The sequence below is a fragment of the Streptomyces sp. NPDC029138 genome (assembly GCF_055564375.1).
In genome coordinates, this window is the sequence record NZ_JBVHWM010000008.1 from 159,181 (window position 1) to 175,201 (window position 16,021).

Annotated in this window: 13 protein-coding genes; 6 read left to right on the forward strand and 7 right to left on the reverse strand. The window is 75.8% G+C overall.

What is annotated here, in order from left to right:
* Positions 1-39: 39 nt before the first annotated feature.
* Genes ACZ4WH_RS11030 through ACZ4WH_RS11045 form a run of 4 tightly spaced genes read right to left on the reverse strand, consistent with a single transcriptional unit; the run spans position 40 to position 3,930 of the window.
* Positions 40-1,071, reverse strand: a complete 1,032-nt coding sequence (locus ACZ4WH_RS11030) for an ornithine cyclodeaminase family protein (protein WP_468178920.1) — start codon at positions 1,069-1,071, stop codon at positions 40-42.
* Complete coding sequence (locus ACZ4WH_RS11035; RefSeq protein WP_468178922.1) at positions 1,068-2,015, reverse strand: diiron oxygenase; 948 nt, start codon at positions 2,013-2,015, stop codon at positions 1,068-1,070. The genes ACZ4WH_RS11030 and ACZ4WH_RS11035 overlap by 4 nt, the downstream gene beginning before the upstream one ends.
* Entirely contained in the window at positions 2,015-3,043 is a 1,029-nt protein-coding gene (locus ACZ4WH_RS11040) for a pyridoxal-phosphate dependent enzyme (protein ID WP_468178924.1), read from the reverse strand. The genes ACZ4WH_RS11035 and ACZ4WH_RS11040 overlap by 1 nt, the downstream gene beginning before the upstream one ends.
* Entirely contained in the window at positions 3,007-3,930 is a 924-nt protein-coding gene (locus ACZ4WH_RS11045; protein ID WP_468178976.1) for a polysaccharide deacetylase family protein, read from the reverse strand. The genes ACZ4WH_RS11040 and ACZ4WH_RS11045 overlap by 37 nt, the downstream gene beginning before the upstream one ends.
* A gap of 257 nt (positions 3,931-4,187) precedes the next feature.
* On the opposite strand from ACZ4WH_RS11045, the gene ACZ4WH_RS11050 reads away from it, so the two are divergent.
* The 4 genes from ACZ4WH_RS11050 to ACZ4WH_RS11065 all read left to right on the forward strand — a co-directional run bounded on the left by ACZ4WH_RS11050 (position 4,188) and on the right by ACZ4WH_RS11065 (position 8,480).
* Positions 4,188-5,552 carry a M20 metallopeptidase family protein gene (locus ACZ4WH_RS11050; protein WP_468178926.1) on the forward strand — a complete coding sequence of 455 codons (1,365 nt, stop codon included), beginning with the start codon at positions 4,188-4,190 and terminating at the stop codon, positions 5,550-5,552.
* Entirely contained in the window at positions 5,549-6,076 is a 528-nt protein-coding gene (locus ACZ4WH_RS11055; RefSeq protein ID WP_468178927.1) for a GNAT family N-acetyltransferase, read from the forward strand. Before ACZ4WH_RS11050 ends, ACZ4WH_RS11055 begins: the two co-directional genes overlap by 4 nt.
* A complete protein-coding gene (gene thpD / locus ACZ4WH_RS11060) occupies positions 6,073-7,002 on the forward strand; it encodes an ectoine hydroxylase (protein ID WP_468178929.1) in 930 nt (309 codons plus the stop codon). Before ACZ4WH_RS11055 ends, thpD begins: the two co-directional genes overlap by 4 nt.
* Positions 7,003-7,181: 179 nt before the next feature.
* On the forward strand, positions 7,182-8,480 hold the full coding sequence (locus tag ACZ4WH_RS11065) for a serine/threonine-protein kinase (protein ID WP_468178931.1): 1,299 nt from the start codon (positions 7,182-7,184) through the stop codon (positions 8,478-8,480).
* 150 nt (positions 8,481-8,630) lie between these two features.
* Here ACZ4WH_RS11065 and ACZ4WH_RS11070 read toward each other — a convergent pair whose 3' ends face one another.
* Positions 8,631-9,395, reverse strand: coding sequence for an ANTAR domain-containing response regulator (locus ACZ4WH_RS11070; protein ID WP_468178933.1), 765 nt, complete (start codon positions 9,393-9,395; stop codon positions 8,631-8,633).
* 127 nt (positions 9,396-9,522) lie between these two features.
* Between ACZ4WH_RS11070 and ACZ4WH_RS11075 the strand changes: the two genes are divergently transcribed.
* Both ACZ4WH_RS11075 and ACZ4WH_RS11080 read left to right on the forward strand, forming a co-directional pair.
* Positions 9,523-9,888: an STAS domain-containing protein gene (locus tag ACZ4WH_RS11075; RefSeq protein ID WP_468178935.1), complete on the forward strand. Its 366-nt coding sequence runs from the start codon at positions 9,523-9,525 to the stop codon at positions 9,886-9,888.
* Positions 9,885-10,838 (forward strand): anti-sigma factor RsbA family regulatory protein, encoded by a 954-nt coding sequence (locus ACZ4WH_RS11080; RefSeq protein ID WP_468178938.1) that lies wholly within the window; start codon positions 9,885-9,887, stop codon positions 10,836-10,838. Before ACZ4WH_RS11075 ends, ACZ4WH_RS11080 begins: the two co-directional genes overlap by 4 nt.
* Positions 10,839-10,950: 112 nt before the next feature.
* Here the strand turns inward: ACZ4WH_RS11080 and mreB are convergent, their stop codons facing one another.
* Complete coding sequence (gene mreB / locus ACZ4WH_RS11085) at positions 10,951-11,988, reverse strand: rod shape-determining protein MreB (protein ID WP_468178940.1); 1,038 nt, start codon at positions 11,986-11,988, stop codon at positions 10,951-10,953.
* A gap of 158 nt (positions 11,989-12,146) precedes the next feature.
* Complete coding sequence (locus ACZ4WH_RS11090; protein ID WP_468178942.1) at positions 12,147-16,019, reverse strand: SAV_2336 N-terminal domain-related protein; 3,873 nt, start codon at positions 16,017-16,019, stop codon at positions 12,147-12,149.
* Positions 16,020-16,021 lie beyond the last annotated feature (2 nt).

The window sequence follows — 16,021 nt, forward strand, 5'->3', positions numbered from 1 at the left end:
GGAGGGGCGCGGGCAGTGGGGTCGTGGGCTCGGTCCGGGTCAGTAAAGGCGTAGTCGGCGGCCGGTCCCTTGGCTGACGGCGATCTCGTGGACGGCCCCGAGCAGCGCCACGTCCAGGACGGCCATGCCGAACGGGTTGCTGACGACGTGCCCGGCGCCGGGGCGCACCGCCGGGACCTCGCCGGTGAGGACCTGGCCGAGCGTTCCGTTGATCCCCCGCCCGCCCGCGGGCCCCGGCTCCCGGGCCGTCACCCGCCCGTCCCGCATCAGCGCGCCCAGCGTCCGGCGCGGGTTGTCGGCGACCAGGCCGACGTCGTCGACGTACAGGGCCTGCGCGCCGAGCAGGGCGTCGGGCAGCAGGTCCGACAGGGACACGTGCGCGACGAACGTGCCCGGCCGCAGCCAGGCCGCCGGCAGATAGCCCTCCCCGGCCGTGGTCACCGTCACCACGACCGGCGAGGCCGTCACCGTGCTCCGGGCGCTGTCGTGGACCCTCGCGCGCAGGCCGGGCCGGTGCCGGGAGACCCAGTCGGCGAGGGCGCCCGACCGCCGTGAGTCGACGTCGTACAGATGGACCGTGTGTACCTGCGGGAAGCAGGCGTCGAGGAGTTCCAGGTGGGTACGGGCCAGGGTGCCGCAGCCGACGAGCGTCAGCTCCGCCCAGTCCGGCGGCCCCAGATGGCGCAGGCTCACCATGGTGTACGCGGCCGTGCGGGCCGCGCTCAGCCAGCCGGCCTCGGCCAGCACCAGCGGGCGGGCCGTCGCGTGGTCGAACAGGAAGCTGACACCGGCCGCGCGCTCCCTGCCCAGCGCCGGGTTGCTCGTGGCGGCGTTGATGAGCTTCATGCCCCGCACGGGCGGGGCGCCGTCGCCCTCCAGGGCGCCGAGCATGGCGAGCGAACGGCAGGAGGCGCCGGAGTCGTTGGTCCAGGGCAGATAGCCCTCGGCGGGCAGGGTGACGGCGCCGCGCGCGTGCCGGACCAGCGCGTCGGCGACGACCTGGCACACATCGACCTCGGCCGCGCACGCCAGGACGTCCGCACGGTCGAGGAAGAGCAGTTCCTCCGTCATGAGCCGGATCCTTCCGCCTCGGTGAGCAGGCCCGCCGCGAGGAAGGCGTCCCGGGCGCCGTCGACCGCGAGCACGCCCGTCTCCTCGAAGAGCCGCAGCGCGTGCCGCGCGGCCTCCCGCATCCCCCGCTCCGTCGCGGCACGCGGATACGCGTCCCGCACGACCTCCTCCACCTGCGCCGCGCCGAGTCCGGCGGCGGCCAGCGCGGCCCGCACCGGACGCAGATCGGGCAGCAGACTGGAGCGGATCAGCCCCGGCAGGCAGCGGGCGACGCGCACCCGCTCCCGGGGCGACTGGCGGGCCCACAGCTCGCGGAAGAAACGGGCGAAGAACGCGTGGTGCCACCCCTCGTCCCGGGCGTGGTCCCGCACGACCTGCCGTACGACGGTCAGCACACGGCCGTCCTTCGGCACGTCGTTGAGGATGGCCGTGACCAGCGTCTCGAACACGACGACCTGGAGCAGCTGGGCCAGCACCGGCTGACCCGGCAGGGCCTTCCGGCCGACCGCGTCGAGCCGTTCCCGGAACGGCGTGAAGTCGTACGGCACCGGCTCCACGCCGGAGGCGTCCGCGATCTGCCGGATGACGTCGAAGCTGTACAGCGCGTGGTAGCCCTCGTCGCAGTAGATCCGGAACGCGTCGAGTCGGGTCTCCGAGGTGGTGTCGACACCGGCGCGGCCGGTCGCGATGCGCTGGGTGGCGCGGTTGACGACCTCGGTCTCGAAGTGGGTGGTGAAGCCGAGGTACTGGAACAGGTGCCGGGCGGCCAGCGCCTCCCGCGCGGCGGCGGGCAGGGCGCGCACCAGGGGGTGACCGGCGTACGGGATGAGGGCCGGCGGGAAGTACAGCTGTCCGGTGCGCAGTTCGTCCCGCAGCAGCCGGCGCGGGTCCCGGCGGACGCCCGCCCTCGTGTACCAGTCCCGCTCCCCGCTGCCGTCGTTCATCACCGTGCCCCCTCGGCGGTGAGGACCCGTACGCCGGGCAGCGGGACGGAACCGGTCATGCCGTGCGCGCGGCGCCAGTCGGGGGAGTAGACGGTGTCGAGGTACCGGTCGGCGCCGTCGGGGCACAGACAGGCGGCGCCGGTGCGCCGGGCGTCGGCGCGGAACAGCCGCAGCGCCGCCGCGACCAGTGCCCCGGCGCTCGCGCCGACGCCGATGCCGGTCGTGTCGCGCAGCCACAGGCACGCCGTGACCGCCTCCTCCGGGTCGACGCGCACGGCGGGCCGGTGCCCGTCGGGCAGAAAGGCGGACGGCCGGCTGGAGCCGAGGCCGGACAGCAGCCGGGGTCCCGGCGGGCCGCCCAGGGCCGCCGAACCGGCCGCGTCCACGCCGACCAGCTCCCAGTCCGCGCCGGACTCGGCGGCGTACCGCCGGAAACCGGCGAGGGTGCCCCCGGTGGACACGGCCACCAGCACGCTCAGCCGCTCCCCGCGTGTCTGCCAGTGCAGCTCGGGCGCGGTGCCGGTGGCGTGGGCGGCCGGGTTGGCCGGGTTGCCGTACTGGTCGGTCCACACCAGGCCCGGCCGCTCGTGGAGCAGGGCCCGCACGCGGGCGAGCCGGCCCAGGAGGTAGCCGCCGGCGCCGTCCGGGGTGTCCACGGTGACGACGTGGGCGCCGAGGGCGCGGATGTCGTACAGCAGCGCGGCACTGGTGCGCGGATCCACGACCGCGGTGAACGGCACCCGGTGGGCGGCGGCCAGCGCGGCCAGGGCCAGGCCGAGATTGCCGGACGTCGACTCCACCAGCCCCGCGCCCCGCTCCACCCGGTCCGCGACGTCCCGCCACAGCGCGAGCGCCGTCCGCCCCTTGATGGACCCGTACGGGTTGTACCCCTCCAGCTTCAGCCACAGCTCCCGTGGCGTGCCGGCGACCTCTACCCCGAGGCGGACCACCGGCGTCGGCGCCAGGCCGTCCCCCGTCCCCGGCGCCCAGGTCATCCGGAAGTGCCGTTCCCGGTCGCCTCCTGCCACACATACCGTGCGACCTCGGCATGGGTCGCGTACCAGACGTCACCGCGGGCGGCGATGTGGTCCAGCAACTCCGCCAGGACCACGATCCGCGAGCGGTGCCCGATGACGTGCGGATGCATCGTCAGCTGGAACAGGCCGCCCTCGGCGTGGGCCGCCTCGAACTCGTCCCGCCACAGCGGGATCAGGTCCCGGGGCGGGGTGTAGGGGCGCACGGCGGAGTAGCGGTCCATGTTCAGGTAGGCGGCGTCGTCGCGGATCCACTCCGGGGGGATCTCCACCACGCCGGTGGGTTCGCCGTGGGCGAGCAGTTCATAGGGCTCGTCGTCCGCCATGAGGGAGGAGTCGTAGACGAGGCCCAGCTCCCGGGTGATGTCGAGGGTGTGCTCGCTGAAGTCCCAGGAAGGGGTGCGGATGCCCACGGGGCGCCGGCCGGTGAGCCGTTCCAGGGTGTCCGCGCTGCGGAAGGCGAGGTCCCGCTCGTCCTTGTACTCCAGCTCCATGGTGCGTTCGTGGATCCAGCCGTGCAGGGCGACCTCATGGCCCGCGTCGGCGTAGGCGCGGGCCTCGTCCGGACGCAGCAGCGCGGACACCGCCGGCATGAAGAACGTGGCGGGTACGCCGTGCCGCTCCAGCAGGCGCAGGATGCGCGGCACGCCGACGCGGGCGCCGTACTCGCCCTGCGACAGCTTGCCGGGCATGACCTCGCCGTCGCGGAGCGGGATGGTCTCGTGGTCGGGGTCGAAGGAGAGCGCCACCGCGCAGCGCGCCCCGCCGGGCCAGGACACGGGTGCGAGGCCGCGTCCGGCGCGGACCCGGCCGACGTGCCGCCGCCATTCGGTCTCGTCCCATTCCCAGGGGCGCCGGGGGCCTCCCGGAGACGTGGACATCACCATGGATGGGTCCTCACCCTCAGTCGGGCCTGCGGACTGTCTCACCCGAGCATGTCAGCGCGTCGGCCCCTGGTCAGGGGGCGGAATCCGCCATCCTGTCAGCATCGGTCCCTGTCCGAATCCCGTGCGCCGGGGGCGTCGGGGACTGTCCAGGGCGGCGGTGCCGTCCTTACGGTGAGGGGGTACCGCCTCCTCGTGCGACGCCGTCGCGGGCCGCGCCGCCATGGACCGGGCCCGGGAAGGAGAACGGCTCCATGACACCTCCGCCTCGGCCGGCGCACGGCACGCCGGGTGCCGCCCTGTCCCGGGACACGCCGGGTGACGTCCCGTCCGGGGACGTACCGCGTACGCCGGGTGACGCGGCGTCCGAGGAGGCGGGCGGTACGCCGGCGGGCGTCGGCAGCGGCGGTCCCGCTCCGCTGGACGAGGCGCGTCGGCTGGCGCCCGAGGCGATCGCCCTGCGCCGCGCCCTGCACCGTGGCCCGGAGCTGGGGCTCGATCTGCCCGCCACCCAGCGTCTGGTCCTCGACGCGCTCGACGGTCTCGGGCTGGACGTCCGTACCGGCCGTGCCCTGTCCTCCGTCACCGCGACCCTCACCGGAGCGGACGACGGCCCGACGATCCTGCTGCGCGCCGACATGGACGCGCTGCCCGTCACCGAGGACACCGGACTGCCGTTCGCCTCGCGGACCGGCGGGCTGATGCACGCCTGCGGGCACGACGCCCACACGGCCATGCTGGTGGGCGCCGCACGGCTGCTCGCCGGCCGGCGGGACGCGCTCGCCGGACGCGTGGTGTTCATGTTCCAGCCCGGCGAGGAGGGCCATCACGGGGCCCGGCACATGATCGAGGAGGGGGTGCTGGACGCCTCCGGCGCCCGGGCGGACGCCGCCTTCGCCCTGCACGTGCACCCCAATCTGCCGGCCGGTGCGGTACGGCTGCGGCCCGGGCCGCAGATGGCGGCCTCCGACCGGTTCCGCATCCTCGTCCGGGGGCGCGGCGGGCACGCCTCGGCGCCGCACACCGCCTGTGACCCCGTGCCCGTGGCCTGCGAGATCGTGCTCGCCCTACAGACGGCGGTCACGCGTGGCGTGGCCGCCGACGACAGCGCCGTCCTCAGCGTGACCCGGCTGACCGCGGGCACCGCCACCGGCGTCATCCCGGACACCGCGGAACTGGCCGGCACCCTGCGCACGCTGGCCGAGCCGACCCGGCGGCGGCTGCACGAGGCGATCGACCGGGTCGCCCGGGGCGTGGCCGCCGCACACGGAGCGACGGCGGAGGCGACCGTCGAGACCGGCTACCCGGTCACCGCCAACGATCCCCGCTTCACCGACTTCGTCCTGCGCGCCGCCGCCGACGCGCTCGGCGCCGAGGCGGTGGACGTGCTGCCGGCCGCGCAGATGACGGCGGAGGACTTCTCCTACGTCCTGCGGGCCGTACCCGGCGCCCTGGCCTTCCTCGGCGCGTGCCCGAGGGACCGGGCACCGCACGAGGCCCCGGCGTTGCACTCGCCCCGCATGGACATCGACGAGGACGTGATCGCCACGGGCATCGCCTGCGAGGCCGCCGTGGCCCTGGCCTTCCTCGCCGGCGACGGAGCGGAGCCGGCCCGGTGACCGCCCCGGACATACGGGCCGCCCGCCCCGGCGAGCTGGAGCAGGTCGAGGCCCTGTGGCTGGAGGCGAGCCGCTGGCTGGCCGGCCGGGGACTCGACCAGTGGCAGTACCCGCCGCGCCGGTGGCGCATGGCGGAGGCCATCGAGGCGGGCGACTGCTACCTCGCCTTCCGCGCAGGGCGGCCCGTCGCCACGATCACCGTCCACGAACGGGCCGACCCGGAGTGGTGGCGCGACGACGACCCCGGCTCCGCCCTCTACGTCCACGACCTCGCGGTGAGCCGGGCCGTCGCCGGCCAGGCGATCGGCGCGCGGCTGCTGGACTGGGCGGCCGCGTTGGCGGCCCGGCGGGGCAAGCGCTGGCTGCGGCTGGAGGCGTGGAAGACGAACCGGCTGCTGCACCGCTACTACCTGGCCCAGGGCTTCGAACTCCTGCGGATCGTCGACCTGCCCCACCGCAACTCCGGCGCCCTGTTCCAACGCCCGGCCACCCCACCGCCCCACCCGGAGGAGAGCCCCCGATGACCGCCACGGTGCCCCCCACCGCCCCGGGGGACGACCTGTATCCGACGCGCACCCCCGAGGCCGGCGCCCCCTTCCCCCGCCGCCACCCGGTGGTCTGGCGTCCCGAGGCGGACGGCCCCCTGTCCGCAACCGAGCTGACCGCCTACGACGCCGACGGGTGCCTGCGGTTCGAGGCGCTGCTGACGGCGGAGCAGACTTCGGCCTGTCTGGCGGAGACGGCGCGGCTGGTGGCCGACACGGCGTTGCGCGCGTCGGGACGGGTGGTGCCGGAACCCGACGGCGACGGCGTCCGCTCGGTGTTCGAGGTGCACGCGCTGAGCGAGACGTTCCGCGAGGTCGTCCACTCGGCCCGGCTCGCGGACATCGCCCGCCAGATCCTCGGCTCGGAGGTGTACGTCCACCAGACCCGGGTGAACCTCAAGTCGGCTTTCACCGGCTCAGGTTTCGGCTGGCACTCGGACTTCGAGACCTGGCACTCGGAGGACGGCATGCCGGCCCCGCGCGCCCTGAGCCTGTCCATCGCCCTGACCGAGAACGCCCCGCACAACGGCCCCCTCATGATCATCCCGGGCGCGCACCGCACCTTCGTGCCGTCCGTCGGCGAGACACCGCCCGACTACCACCGCACGTCCCTGCGCGGAAAGAACCTGCCCGCGGGCCCGGCGGACCGCACCGCGGTCACCGCGCTGGCCCGGGAACTCGGCATCCGCCAGTTCACCGGCCCGGCGGGCTCGGCGGTGGCCTTCGACTCCAACAGCCTGCACGCCTCCAGCCCCAACGTCTCGCCGTTCCCGCGCACCAACCTCTTCGTCGTCTACAACAGCGTCGAGAACCCCCTCGGCACCCCGTACGCGGCCCCGCGCCCGCGCCCCGCCTATCTCGCGAGCCGCGCCTTCACGCCCGTACCGCGCCCGGGCGGTGACTGAACGGGTCGCCGTTCCCCTCAGGCGGCCGGTCCCGGGAACCAGGAGAGCACCCTCCAACTGGACGTGTGGCCACGGGCGTACGTCGTGCACGTCGTGCTCCGAGCCGCACCGGCCGCCGGGCACGGACGGAACCCCACCGGGGCATGGACGGGGCAGGTCCGGCGGCCATACTGGACCGCATGGAACGCATCGGGGGATACCTCGTCGAGCGCCGGCTCGGCGAGGGCGGCATGGGTACGGTCTATCTCGCACGGACGCGCGGCGGACGGGCCGTCGCGCTGAAGGTCGCCAAGGCCGAACTGGCCGCCGACCCGGTGTTCCGGGAGCGGTTCCGCAGCGAGGTCGAGGCGGCCCGCGCGGTCGGCGGCTTCCACACGGCACCGGTGGTGGACGCCGACGTCGACGGCGACCCGCTGTGGCTGGCCACCGCCTACATCCCCGGGCCCACCCTCGCGGCCCGGCTCGCCGCCGAGGGCGCCATGGACGAGGCCCGGTTGCGGGCCCTGGGCGCCGCGCTCGCCGAGGCGCTGGAGTCCATCCACTCCTGCGGCCTGGTGCACCGCGACCTCAAGCCCGGCAACATCATCATGGCCGTCGACGGGCCACGCGTCCTCGACTTCGGCATAGCCCGGGCCGCCGAGTCCACCCGCCTCACCGCCACCGGCACCGCCTTCGGCACCCCCGGCTTCCTCGCGCCCGAACAGGCCCTCGGTCACGATGTGACCGGCGCCGCCGACGTGTTCGCCCTCGGCGCCGTACTGGTCGCGGCGGCCGGCGGCAGCGCCTGGGGCGAGGGCACGCCGATGGGACTGATGTACCGCTCCGTGCACGAGCCGCCGGACCTGTCCGCCGTACCCGCCGGGCTGGTGGACCTGGTCTCGGCGTGCCTGGCGAAGGAGCCCGCGGACCGCCCGACGCCCGCCGCGCTGCTGGACCGGCTGACGGACCCGGCACCGGACCCGTCCCGGCCGGCCGCACCGCCGTACCCGCCCCCGCTCACCGCGTCCCCGCAGCCGGCCACACCCCCGCCGGCGTTCACCCCGCCCCCGCCGCCCGCGACACCCCCGCAGGCCGCCGCGCACCCGTACCAGTACCCCGTGCGGCAGCCCGCACCGCAGCCCGTCCAGACCGCCACGCCACCCCACCTGCCCGCGCAGCCCGCCACCCCGCCGGCCCCCTACGGCTTCGGGCCGCCGCTGCCCTACGGCACCCCGGAGGTCGTGCTCGCCGACGCGCAGTCCGGCGCGGTCGTCAACGCCACCGGAGTGCTCCTCGAAGTGGCGGGCGTCACCGCGGACTTCACCTGGGACGAGATCGCGCACGTCGGACGCCACTGGCGCGGCAACCGCCTCACCCTCACCGTGCGGCTGTGGGACGGCGGGGTCTACTCCTGCGAGCTGAACGCCCGCCGCAGGGCCCGGCTGACCGCCTGGCTGGCCCAGCTCGACCCGGTCCTCGCCCGGTACCTGACCCGCTGACGGGCCCGGGTCAACCACCGCGCCGACCCGAAGACTTGAGGCCGCCCAGGCTTGAACCGGTCAGGTCCTGGGCACGCACCTCCTACCGGCGTCCAGCCGGGCGGTGTCGGCAGGAGGAGGGCGTCATGGACCGTCGGATCCGGGTACGTGTCAGCCGGCGGCCCGCCGCGCCGCGCGGGCAGGAGATCGACCGCAGGACCCCTTCGGGGCGCATCCTGCCGTACTGACCGCCGTACCGACCCGGCGGACCGCGGCGGCCAGGGCCGTCCGCAGCGGCTCCGGCGGGGCCGGGCCGTCCGGCGCCGCGCTCGCAGTGACCGCCGACGCCACGTCCCGCAGCTTGGTGTTGGACCGCTGGGACGCCTCCCGCAGGATCTCCCACGCCTGATCCGGGGTGCACGCGTGCGCCGCCATCAGGATGCCCCGCGCCTGGTCGATCACCGGGCGGGTGTCCATCGCGTGGCGCAACTGCTCGACCTCCAGGCGCAGCAGGTGCAGTTGCTCGGTCTGCTCGGCGCGTTCCCGGGCCACCGCCGAGGCGGTACGGGCGGGCAGCCCCGTCGGCAGGGCGGCGCTCAGCGGGTCCACCGGGTCAACACCCACCAGCTCCAGCACCCGGAGCGGCTGCCCCCGCCAGCCGGTGGCCCGTACCGGTACGCCGTGCCGGCGGCCGTACTCGCCCAGCGTGCCCAGGGCCGCCAGCCCCGCCGTGTCCAGAAAGGTCACCCCGGACGCCTCCAGGTCGACCCGGGCCACGTCCGCCGGCAGGGCCGCCAGCGCCCCGGTGAGGGGCCGCGTACTGCCGTGGACCAGCTCGCCGCGTGCGGTCAGCAGGACCCGGTCGCCCTGTGTACTGCCGTCGACGGCCAGGGTCTCCAGCCGCCCGGTGTGCGGTGCGCGTGCAGCTGCGGTCATGTCTCTCGTCTCGCTTTGCCGTCGGTCGTTCGCAACTCGCCTGCCCCCGGCGCCGGGACCTACACACCGTCCGGGGGAGCGGAGGCGCATACTGGGCACTCGTGTACCCGTGCGGCTGGGAGATGGCGTGAGCGGAGCTGAGCCGGCGCGGCCCCTGCCGGCCGTCGTGCCGAGGCCCGTGGTCCCGCGGCTCGACGTGTCCCCGTTGACCGGGCGTACCGGATTCCGGGCTGCGGGCGAGGTGAGCCTGCCCACGCGCGGCATCTGGGAGCGCGCGCTGGAGCGGGCCGTTCGCGAGGGCGAGGACGTGTACTACTTGGAGCTTTCCGCGCTGACCTTCGTCGACGTCGCGGGCGCCGGCGTTCTGGCGGACGCCGCCCGGAACCTCGGCGGGCAGCGGCGTCTGGTGCTGGACCGGCCTCCGGACACTCTGCCGCGGATACTGAACCTGCTGTGGCCCGGTGCGCCGGGGATCGAGGTGTGGGCGTCATGACCGCGACCGCCGAACCCGTGGACCCGTTCGTCCACCCCGCGCTGTTCTACGCCGACGCGGGGCAGTACGTGGACGGCACCGTGCCGTTCGTCCGGGCGGCGCTGACGGCCGGCGAGCCGGTCGCGGTGGCCGTCCCCGGCGAGAACCTGCGGCTGATCCAGGACGAGCTGGGCGCCGACGGCGCCGCCGTACGGTTCCTGGACATGCGGGAGGCGGGCCGCAACCCCGGCCGGATCATCCCCGGCGTGCTGCGCGCCTTCGCCGACGCGCAGCCGCCCGGCCGCCGGGTGCGGATCATCGGCGAGCCGGTCTGGGCCGGCCGCAGCCCGGCCGAGTACCCGGCCTGCGCCCAGCACGAGGCGCTCATCAACGCGGCGTTCCGGGGCCGCGAGGTCACCATCCTGTGCCCGTACGACACCGCCCGACTGGACGAGCGGGCGCTCGCCGACGCGCACGCCACCCACCCGGTCGTCATCCCGGCCGGCTCCGGAGCCGAGCGGACCAGCGCGGCCTACGACCCCGACGGCGTGGTCGCCCGCTACAACGAGCCGTTGCCGCCCGCCCCCGACGCCGGCCCCGACGTGCTCCGCCTCTCCTTCGACGAGGACTCCCTGTCCGCCGTCCGGCATCTGGCCACCGACCACGGCGCCCGGCTGGGCCTGTCCGGCCTCGGACTGGAGAACCTGGCGCTGATCACCGCCGAGCTGACCACGAACAGCGTGATCCACGGCGGTGGCACGGGCGCGCTCACCGTGTGGCCCGAGGACGGACGCGTGCTGTGCGAGGTCCGCGACAAGGGCCGCCTCGCCGACCCGCTGGCCGGCCGCCGCCCCGCCGCCCGCGACCAGCGGGGCGGACGCGGACTGCTGCTGGTCAACCTGCTGGCGGACCTGGTCCGCACGCACACCGGCCCGGAGGGTACGACCATCCGGTGCCATCTGAGCATCTGAACCGGCTGCGCCGCGGGGCTGCTGCCGGCCTGCCTTCCCGGTGCGGGTCCGTCGCGGTCGCTCGCGCGGTTGTCCACCCCCCTTCCGGACACTGCTCGGCCCGGCGCCCGCCTCACGCCGCGAGCGGGTTCAGGACCAGCGGTTCGATCCGGCCCTCCAGCATGGCGCCCAGGCCCTGTGCCGCGCACACGTCGGGCCGATCGGCGATGTGCACGGGCATCCCGGTGGCCTGCCGCAGCATCTGGTCGAACCCGGGCAGCAGTGCCGAGCCGCCGACCATCATGATCCCGCGGTCGGCGAGGTCGGCCACCAGGTCCGGCGGGCACTCGCGCAGCACCTTGCCGATGGCGTCCAGGACGGCCGTCAACGGGGTCTGGATGGCGTCGCGCACGGCGGCGGTGTCCACCCGCACACTGCGCGCCAGCCCGGTCGCCACGTCCCGGCCGTGGATCTCGGTGGACGCCGGGCCGTGCGGGGTGAGCCCGTTGCCGGACAGGGCCAGTTGCAGCGGCCGTACCGCCTGGCTGGGCAGCATCAGCGCGTGCTCGTGCCGCAGATGCTGCACGATCGCGTGGTCCACGGCCTCGCCGCCCACCGGAATCCGCTCGGCGGTGACGATGGAGCCCAGCGAGAGCACCGCGACCTGGGTCGCCGCCGCCCCGCACACCAAGACCATGGTGGCCTCGGGCCGCTCCACCGGCAGCCCGCACCCCACCGCGGCGGCGATCAGCGTGTCGACCAGCACCACCCGTCTGGCCCCGAGCCCGACCAGCGTCTCGATCGTCGCGCGCTGGGCCAGCGGATCGGCGTCGTGCGGGGCGCAGGCCGCCGCCCGCAGCCGGGGCTTGCGGCGCAGCGCGCGGCGCACCTTGTCGCCGAGCAGATGCCGCAGCATGCGCTGGGCCATCTCGATGTCGACCACCGTGCCACCGGAGATGGGCCGGACGACCCTGATGTAGTCCGGGGTGCGCCCCGTCATCTTCTCCGCGAACTCGCCCACCGCGATCAGGGCGCCGGTACGGGTGTTCACGGCGGCGACCGACGGCTGGTCCACGACCAGACCGGAGCCCTTCACGTACACCCGGGTGCGGGCCGCCCCCAGATCGACGGCGAAGTGACAGCGGCGCAACTGCTCCAGGCTGACGGTCACGGCGGATCCTCCCGAGTGCGCAGGCCTTGAGGTCCCCCGCCTGTTCGGCGGGCTCACTGGCATCCTGCGCGGGGCCGGGAGCGGGCGCCTTTCCTGGGCCGCCGGGCGGGGTGCCGCTGAACGGGCGTATTTTCCGGCCGTCCCGGAGTGTCGGCGGGTCAACGGGCGCCAACAGCCTCCACCAGCGGTTCGAGGGAGGAGACCGTGACCTCGCTGCCGCCCTCGCGCAGGCCCCGCCGGCCGGCGGGGGTGGGGGCGTAGCCGACGAAGGGGAGACCGAGTTGCTGGGCGGCGGTGAGTTCGGCGACCGAGGAGCTGATCAGCACGCAGGAGCGGGCCGGTGCGCCGACGGCGGTCAGGGCGCGCAGCAGACAGTCGGGGTGGGGCGTCAGCAGGCTGAGGTCGGCGCGGCGGCCGTGGATGCCCGCGAGCGGCAGCCGGTAGGGCTCCAGGTAGCGGTGGACGGCCTGGGTGCACACGTCCGTCACCACGCTGACCCGGCGGCCCGACCGGTGCAGGGCGCGGACGAGCGCGAGGGAGCGGTGCGTCGTGGGCGCGTCCGGTACGGCCCGCAGTTCCAGGTCGTCCAGCCGCGCCCGCAACAGCGGGCCGAGACGGTCGTGGGCGAAGGCGCGCAGCAGGTCCAGCGGATGCGTGAACGCCTCCCGGCCGGGGACGCCCGCGACGGGCAGCGGTCGGCCCGTCAGCGCGTCCTGCGGATCGCGGTGGTCGGCGACGAGGGACAGCAGGTCGAGAACGGCCTCCCGCGCGGTCTGCGCCGGGAACAGCCGGGCGAGGGGCCCGTCGAAGCCGACCAGCACGGTCTCGGCACCGGAGAGGAGCGCCGCCAGCCGCCGGCGCGACGGGACCGGTGGCTCCGCCGCCGGCGCGGGCGCCCACTCGGGGACCAGCTGCACGGTGTACGACACCGCAAGTCCCGGCACCGGCCAGTCGTCCACCCCCGCGTTCACCGCCCGCTGGGCCGCGCCCGCCCGGCGCGGCGGATAGCGGCGCGTGACGGGGGCCGCCGCGCCGCGCAGATGTTCCAGCAGGAGCCCGGCGACACCGGTGGCCTCGGCGCGGACGAACGCCACCGGATCGTCGACCCGCCAGGACAGCTTCACCGCGGCGGTGAACGCGCCCTTGCCGGAACTCGGCAGGGACACGATCTTCCGGGTCTCGTGCGCGGTGAGATCGACCGCGTAGTACGTCTCCGGGCGGGGCGGACGCGTCCCGTACGGGTGGATGGGATCCAGCAGCGTCAGCGGGCCGTCGGGCCGTGTGTGGACGACGGCCGTGCGCCCCGGGGTGGGGACGCCCAGCTCGCGCAGGTCGTGCGTGATGAACGGGCCGCGCACCAGATCCCGCTCCACGGGCTCGGCGGACCCCGGTCCGAGCGGGCAGTACCAGGCGGCCGGCGGGCTGTCCGGGGCACTGTCGCGGAACAGCGGCCGGAACCGCTGCGAGCGCCGGGCGGCGGAGCTGGCGGCGAAGTCGTCGTACAGGGCGGGCGGTACGACGACCGTCACGTCCGCGGCTTCCCGCGGCGGCCGGACGGGCGGCCGGCCGAACGTCACCCGGAGCCGTGGCCGGTCGGTCAGCCGGGCGAGCGCCTGGGGGAGTTCGCGCAGCACGGCGACGAGGACGGGCAGGAGATAGGCGCCGGGCTCGGTGCGCACCAGGTAGCCGTCCGGGCGGACCTCCGCCTCGTACTGCCGGGGGCTGAGGGAACCACGCGCGAGGATCTCGTGCACCGTGGCTTCGAGCGTGATGCGGGCTTCCGGGCGGCCGGTGAGGGCGTCGGCCGCGAAGCGGATCTCGGCCCGGTCGGCGGCTGTCGCGGCGGGACCGCTCTCCCGCCCTCGCCCCAGCCGCAGGAGCCGCTCGGCACCGCGCCGCTGGGCCTCCGGGCTGTCGGAGAGGAGCGCGGTGACGGCCGGGGCCAGTTCCGTCCCGAGCGCGTCGGAGTCGTCGGGGTACAGGGCGCGAACGATGTCCCCGAGCGCCTGGAGCGTCTTCTCGCGGCTCCCGTGGACCGTCGGCGCGGAGCCCAGACAGGTCAGGACCGGCCCGTTCAGGGTGAGCACCACCGCGTGCGTGTTCAGCACACCGCGCGGCCCGTCCTGCGCGTGCAGGGCGAGGACCGCCTCGGCCAGCGGCGGGAGCAGCGCGACGACCTCGTCGGCGGGCAGGCCGCCGGGAGCGTCCTCGAGGCGCTGGCGCAGGGTCCGGCCGGCGACGAACTCCCGGACCAGGTAAGGCGATCCGTCGGCGATGCCGTGGTCACGGACCGGTGCGATCCCGGGGTGGCGCACCTCGCCGAGGCGCCGGCCGAGGTCCCGGAAGGCGGCGGGGGACCGGACCGGCGAATACCGGTGCAGCACGACGAGCGTGTCACCGTCGCGGGCGTCCTGGGCGAACCAGCCCGTGCCGTCCCTGCCCTCGGCCTGCCGCAGCAGCCGGTACCGTCCCGCGAACAGTTCCTCGGCGCCGTCCGCCGACAGCCGCCGTACGCTGTCCTCGCTGACCGTGGCGAACGGATCGCCCTCCGCGGCCGTCCCCGCGCCCCGCGCGGACGGGACCGACGCCCGGAACTCGCCCGGTGCCCGGCCCGCTCTGCGGTCGATGAACTCGCCCATGCGGTCGAGGAGTTCGGTGGTGCGGTGGCGGGCGGTGCGCGGCAGGCCGAGCAGCAGCAGCTCGCGTACGCCGTCCCGGAAGGCGTAGGAGCCGGGCGGACCGTCCGGGGCGGCGGTGAGCATCCCGCTGAGAATCACCTCGGCCAGGTGCCGGGGGCGCGGATCGGGTTCGACGGCGGCCTGCACCAGGCGCATGACCGGCAGGTCGGGGCGGCCCACCGCGAGATGGCCGGCGAGCCGGACCGCCTCCGGGGAGGCGGTCGCCCGGAACCGCAGGACCAGCTCCTCGGCGGACAGCGTCCCGACGTCCGTGCGGTCCTCGGCGTCCGCCGGCAGCGGACGCCCCAACCAGGCCACCGCGCCCGGGAACTCACCGCCGCCCGGGGTGGCCAGCAGCCCCGCCCAGTGCGCGAGCCACCGCGGCTCCGGCTCCAGCACGGGAAGCGGGACCGCGCCGCCGGTCACGGCGGACTCGGGCCGCTCGTAGGGGGTGAACGCGAGCGCCGCCGTGGGGGCCGCCGGGTGCGGGGCCGACAGGGTGCCCGGGGTGGTGGGCAGGGCCGTGTCCCGCCACAGATGTTCCGGGAGCGGCTGTACGACGGCCAGGGGCATCCGGCGCGCCCAGCGGCGCAGGGTGGCGAACCAGCGGGTGCCGGCGGGGCCCTCCCGCCACTGCGGACCCATGCAGTCGCTGATCAGGAGGGTGACGGTACGGCCGTCGGCGGGGGCGTGCGCGTCGGCGCCGCGTACGGTGCCGTCGGCGGCGGCGCGGTACAGGGCGACCGTGCGGAAGGCGCCCGACTGGGCCAGGACCGTGTGCAGTTCGCGGACCAAGGGCCGCCAGACCGGCATGGTGGGGCCGGCGTCGTACACCAGGTTCAGACGCAGCCAGCGCTCCCGGGCGGGGCGCAGCACCGGCAGCCACCACGCGGGGTCGGCGCCGAGGCGGGCGATGCGGTCGGCGGTCGCCGGCTCGTCCAGCTCCTGGCCCACGGGCGCGTCGATCCGGCGTCCCAGCGGGCGCAGCGCGCGTTGCAGGGCGAGCGGGTGGCGCAGCATCGGGGGCGCCGGGGCGAGGAGCGGGGTGTGGGACCGGTCCGCCGCCGGGGCGGGGCGGCGGGCGGGCAGGTGCAGGGGGACGCGGGAGGGCGGCGGACCGGCCCGTCGGGGCTCGGGCGGCCGGTCGGCCTCCGGCTGCGGTGCGGTCTCCCGGGGCGCCGGGGCCGGGAGTTCCTGCGGGGGCGCCGCTACGGCGTTGTCCGGCCCGGTGCCGTGCGGGTCGTCCGCGTCGGGGCCCATGTGCCCGGCCAGCCACAGCAGTTCGGCCAGTTCCAGCGGCGTCGGACGCGCCCCGCCGGTCGCCTCGGCCAGCACGTCGGCCAGGCGGACCAACG

Coding starts and splice junctions, on each gene's coding strand:
- ACZ4WH_RS11030 (WP_468178920.1), bottom strand. CDS start 1,071: ATGACGGAGGAACTGCTCTTCCTCGACCGTGCGGACGTCCTGGCGTGC.
- ACZ4WH_RS11035 (WP_468178922.1), bottom strand. CDS start 2,015: ATGAACGACGGCAGCGGGGAGCGGGACTGGTACACGAGGGCGGGCGTC.
- ACZ4WH_RS11045 (WP_468178976.1), bottom strand. CDS start 3,930: ATGTCCACGTCTCCGGGAGGCCCCCGGCGCCCCTGGGAATGGGACGAG.
- ACZ4WH_RS11050 (WP_468178926.1), top strand. CDS start 4,188: ATGACACCTCCGCCTCGGCCGGCGCACGGCACGCCGGGTGCCGCCCTG.
- thpD (WP_468178929.1), top strand. CDS start 6,073: ATGACCGCCACGGTGCCCCCCACCGCCCCGGGGGACGACCTGTATCCG.
- ACZ4WH_RS11065 (WP_468178931.1), top strand. CDS start 7,182: ATGGAACGCATCGGGGGATACCTCGTCGAGCGCCGGCTCGGCGAGGGC.
- ACZ4WH_RS11070 (WP_468178933.1), bottom strand. CDS start 9,395: ATGACCGCAGCTGCACGCGCACCGCACACCGGGCGGCTGGAGACCCTG.
- ACZ4WH_RS11080 (WP_468178938.1), top strand. CDS start 9,885: ATGACCGCGACCGCCGAACCCGTGGACCCGTTCGTCCACCCCGCGCTG.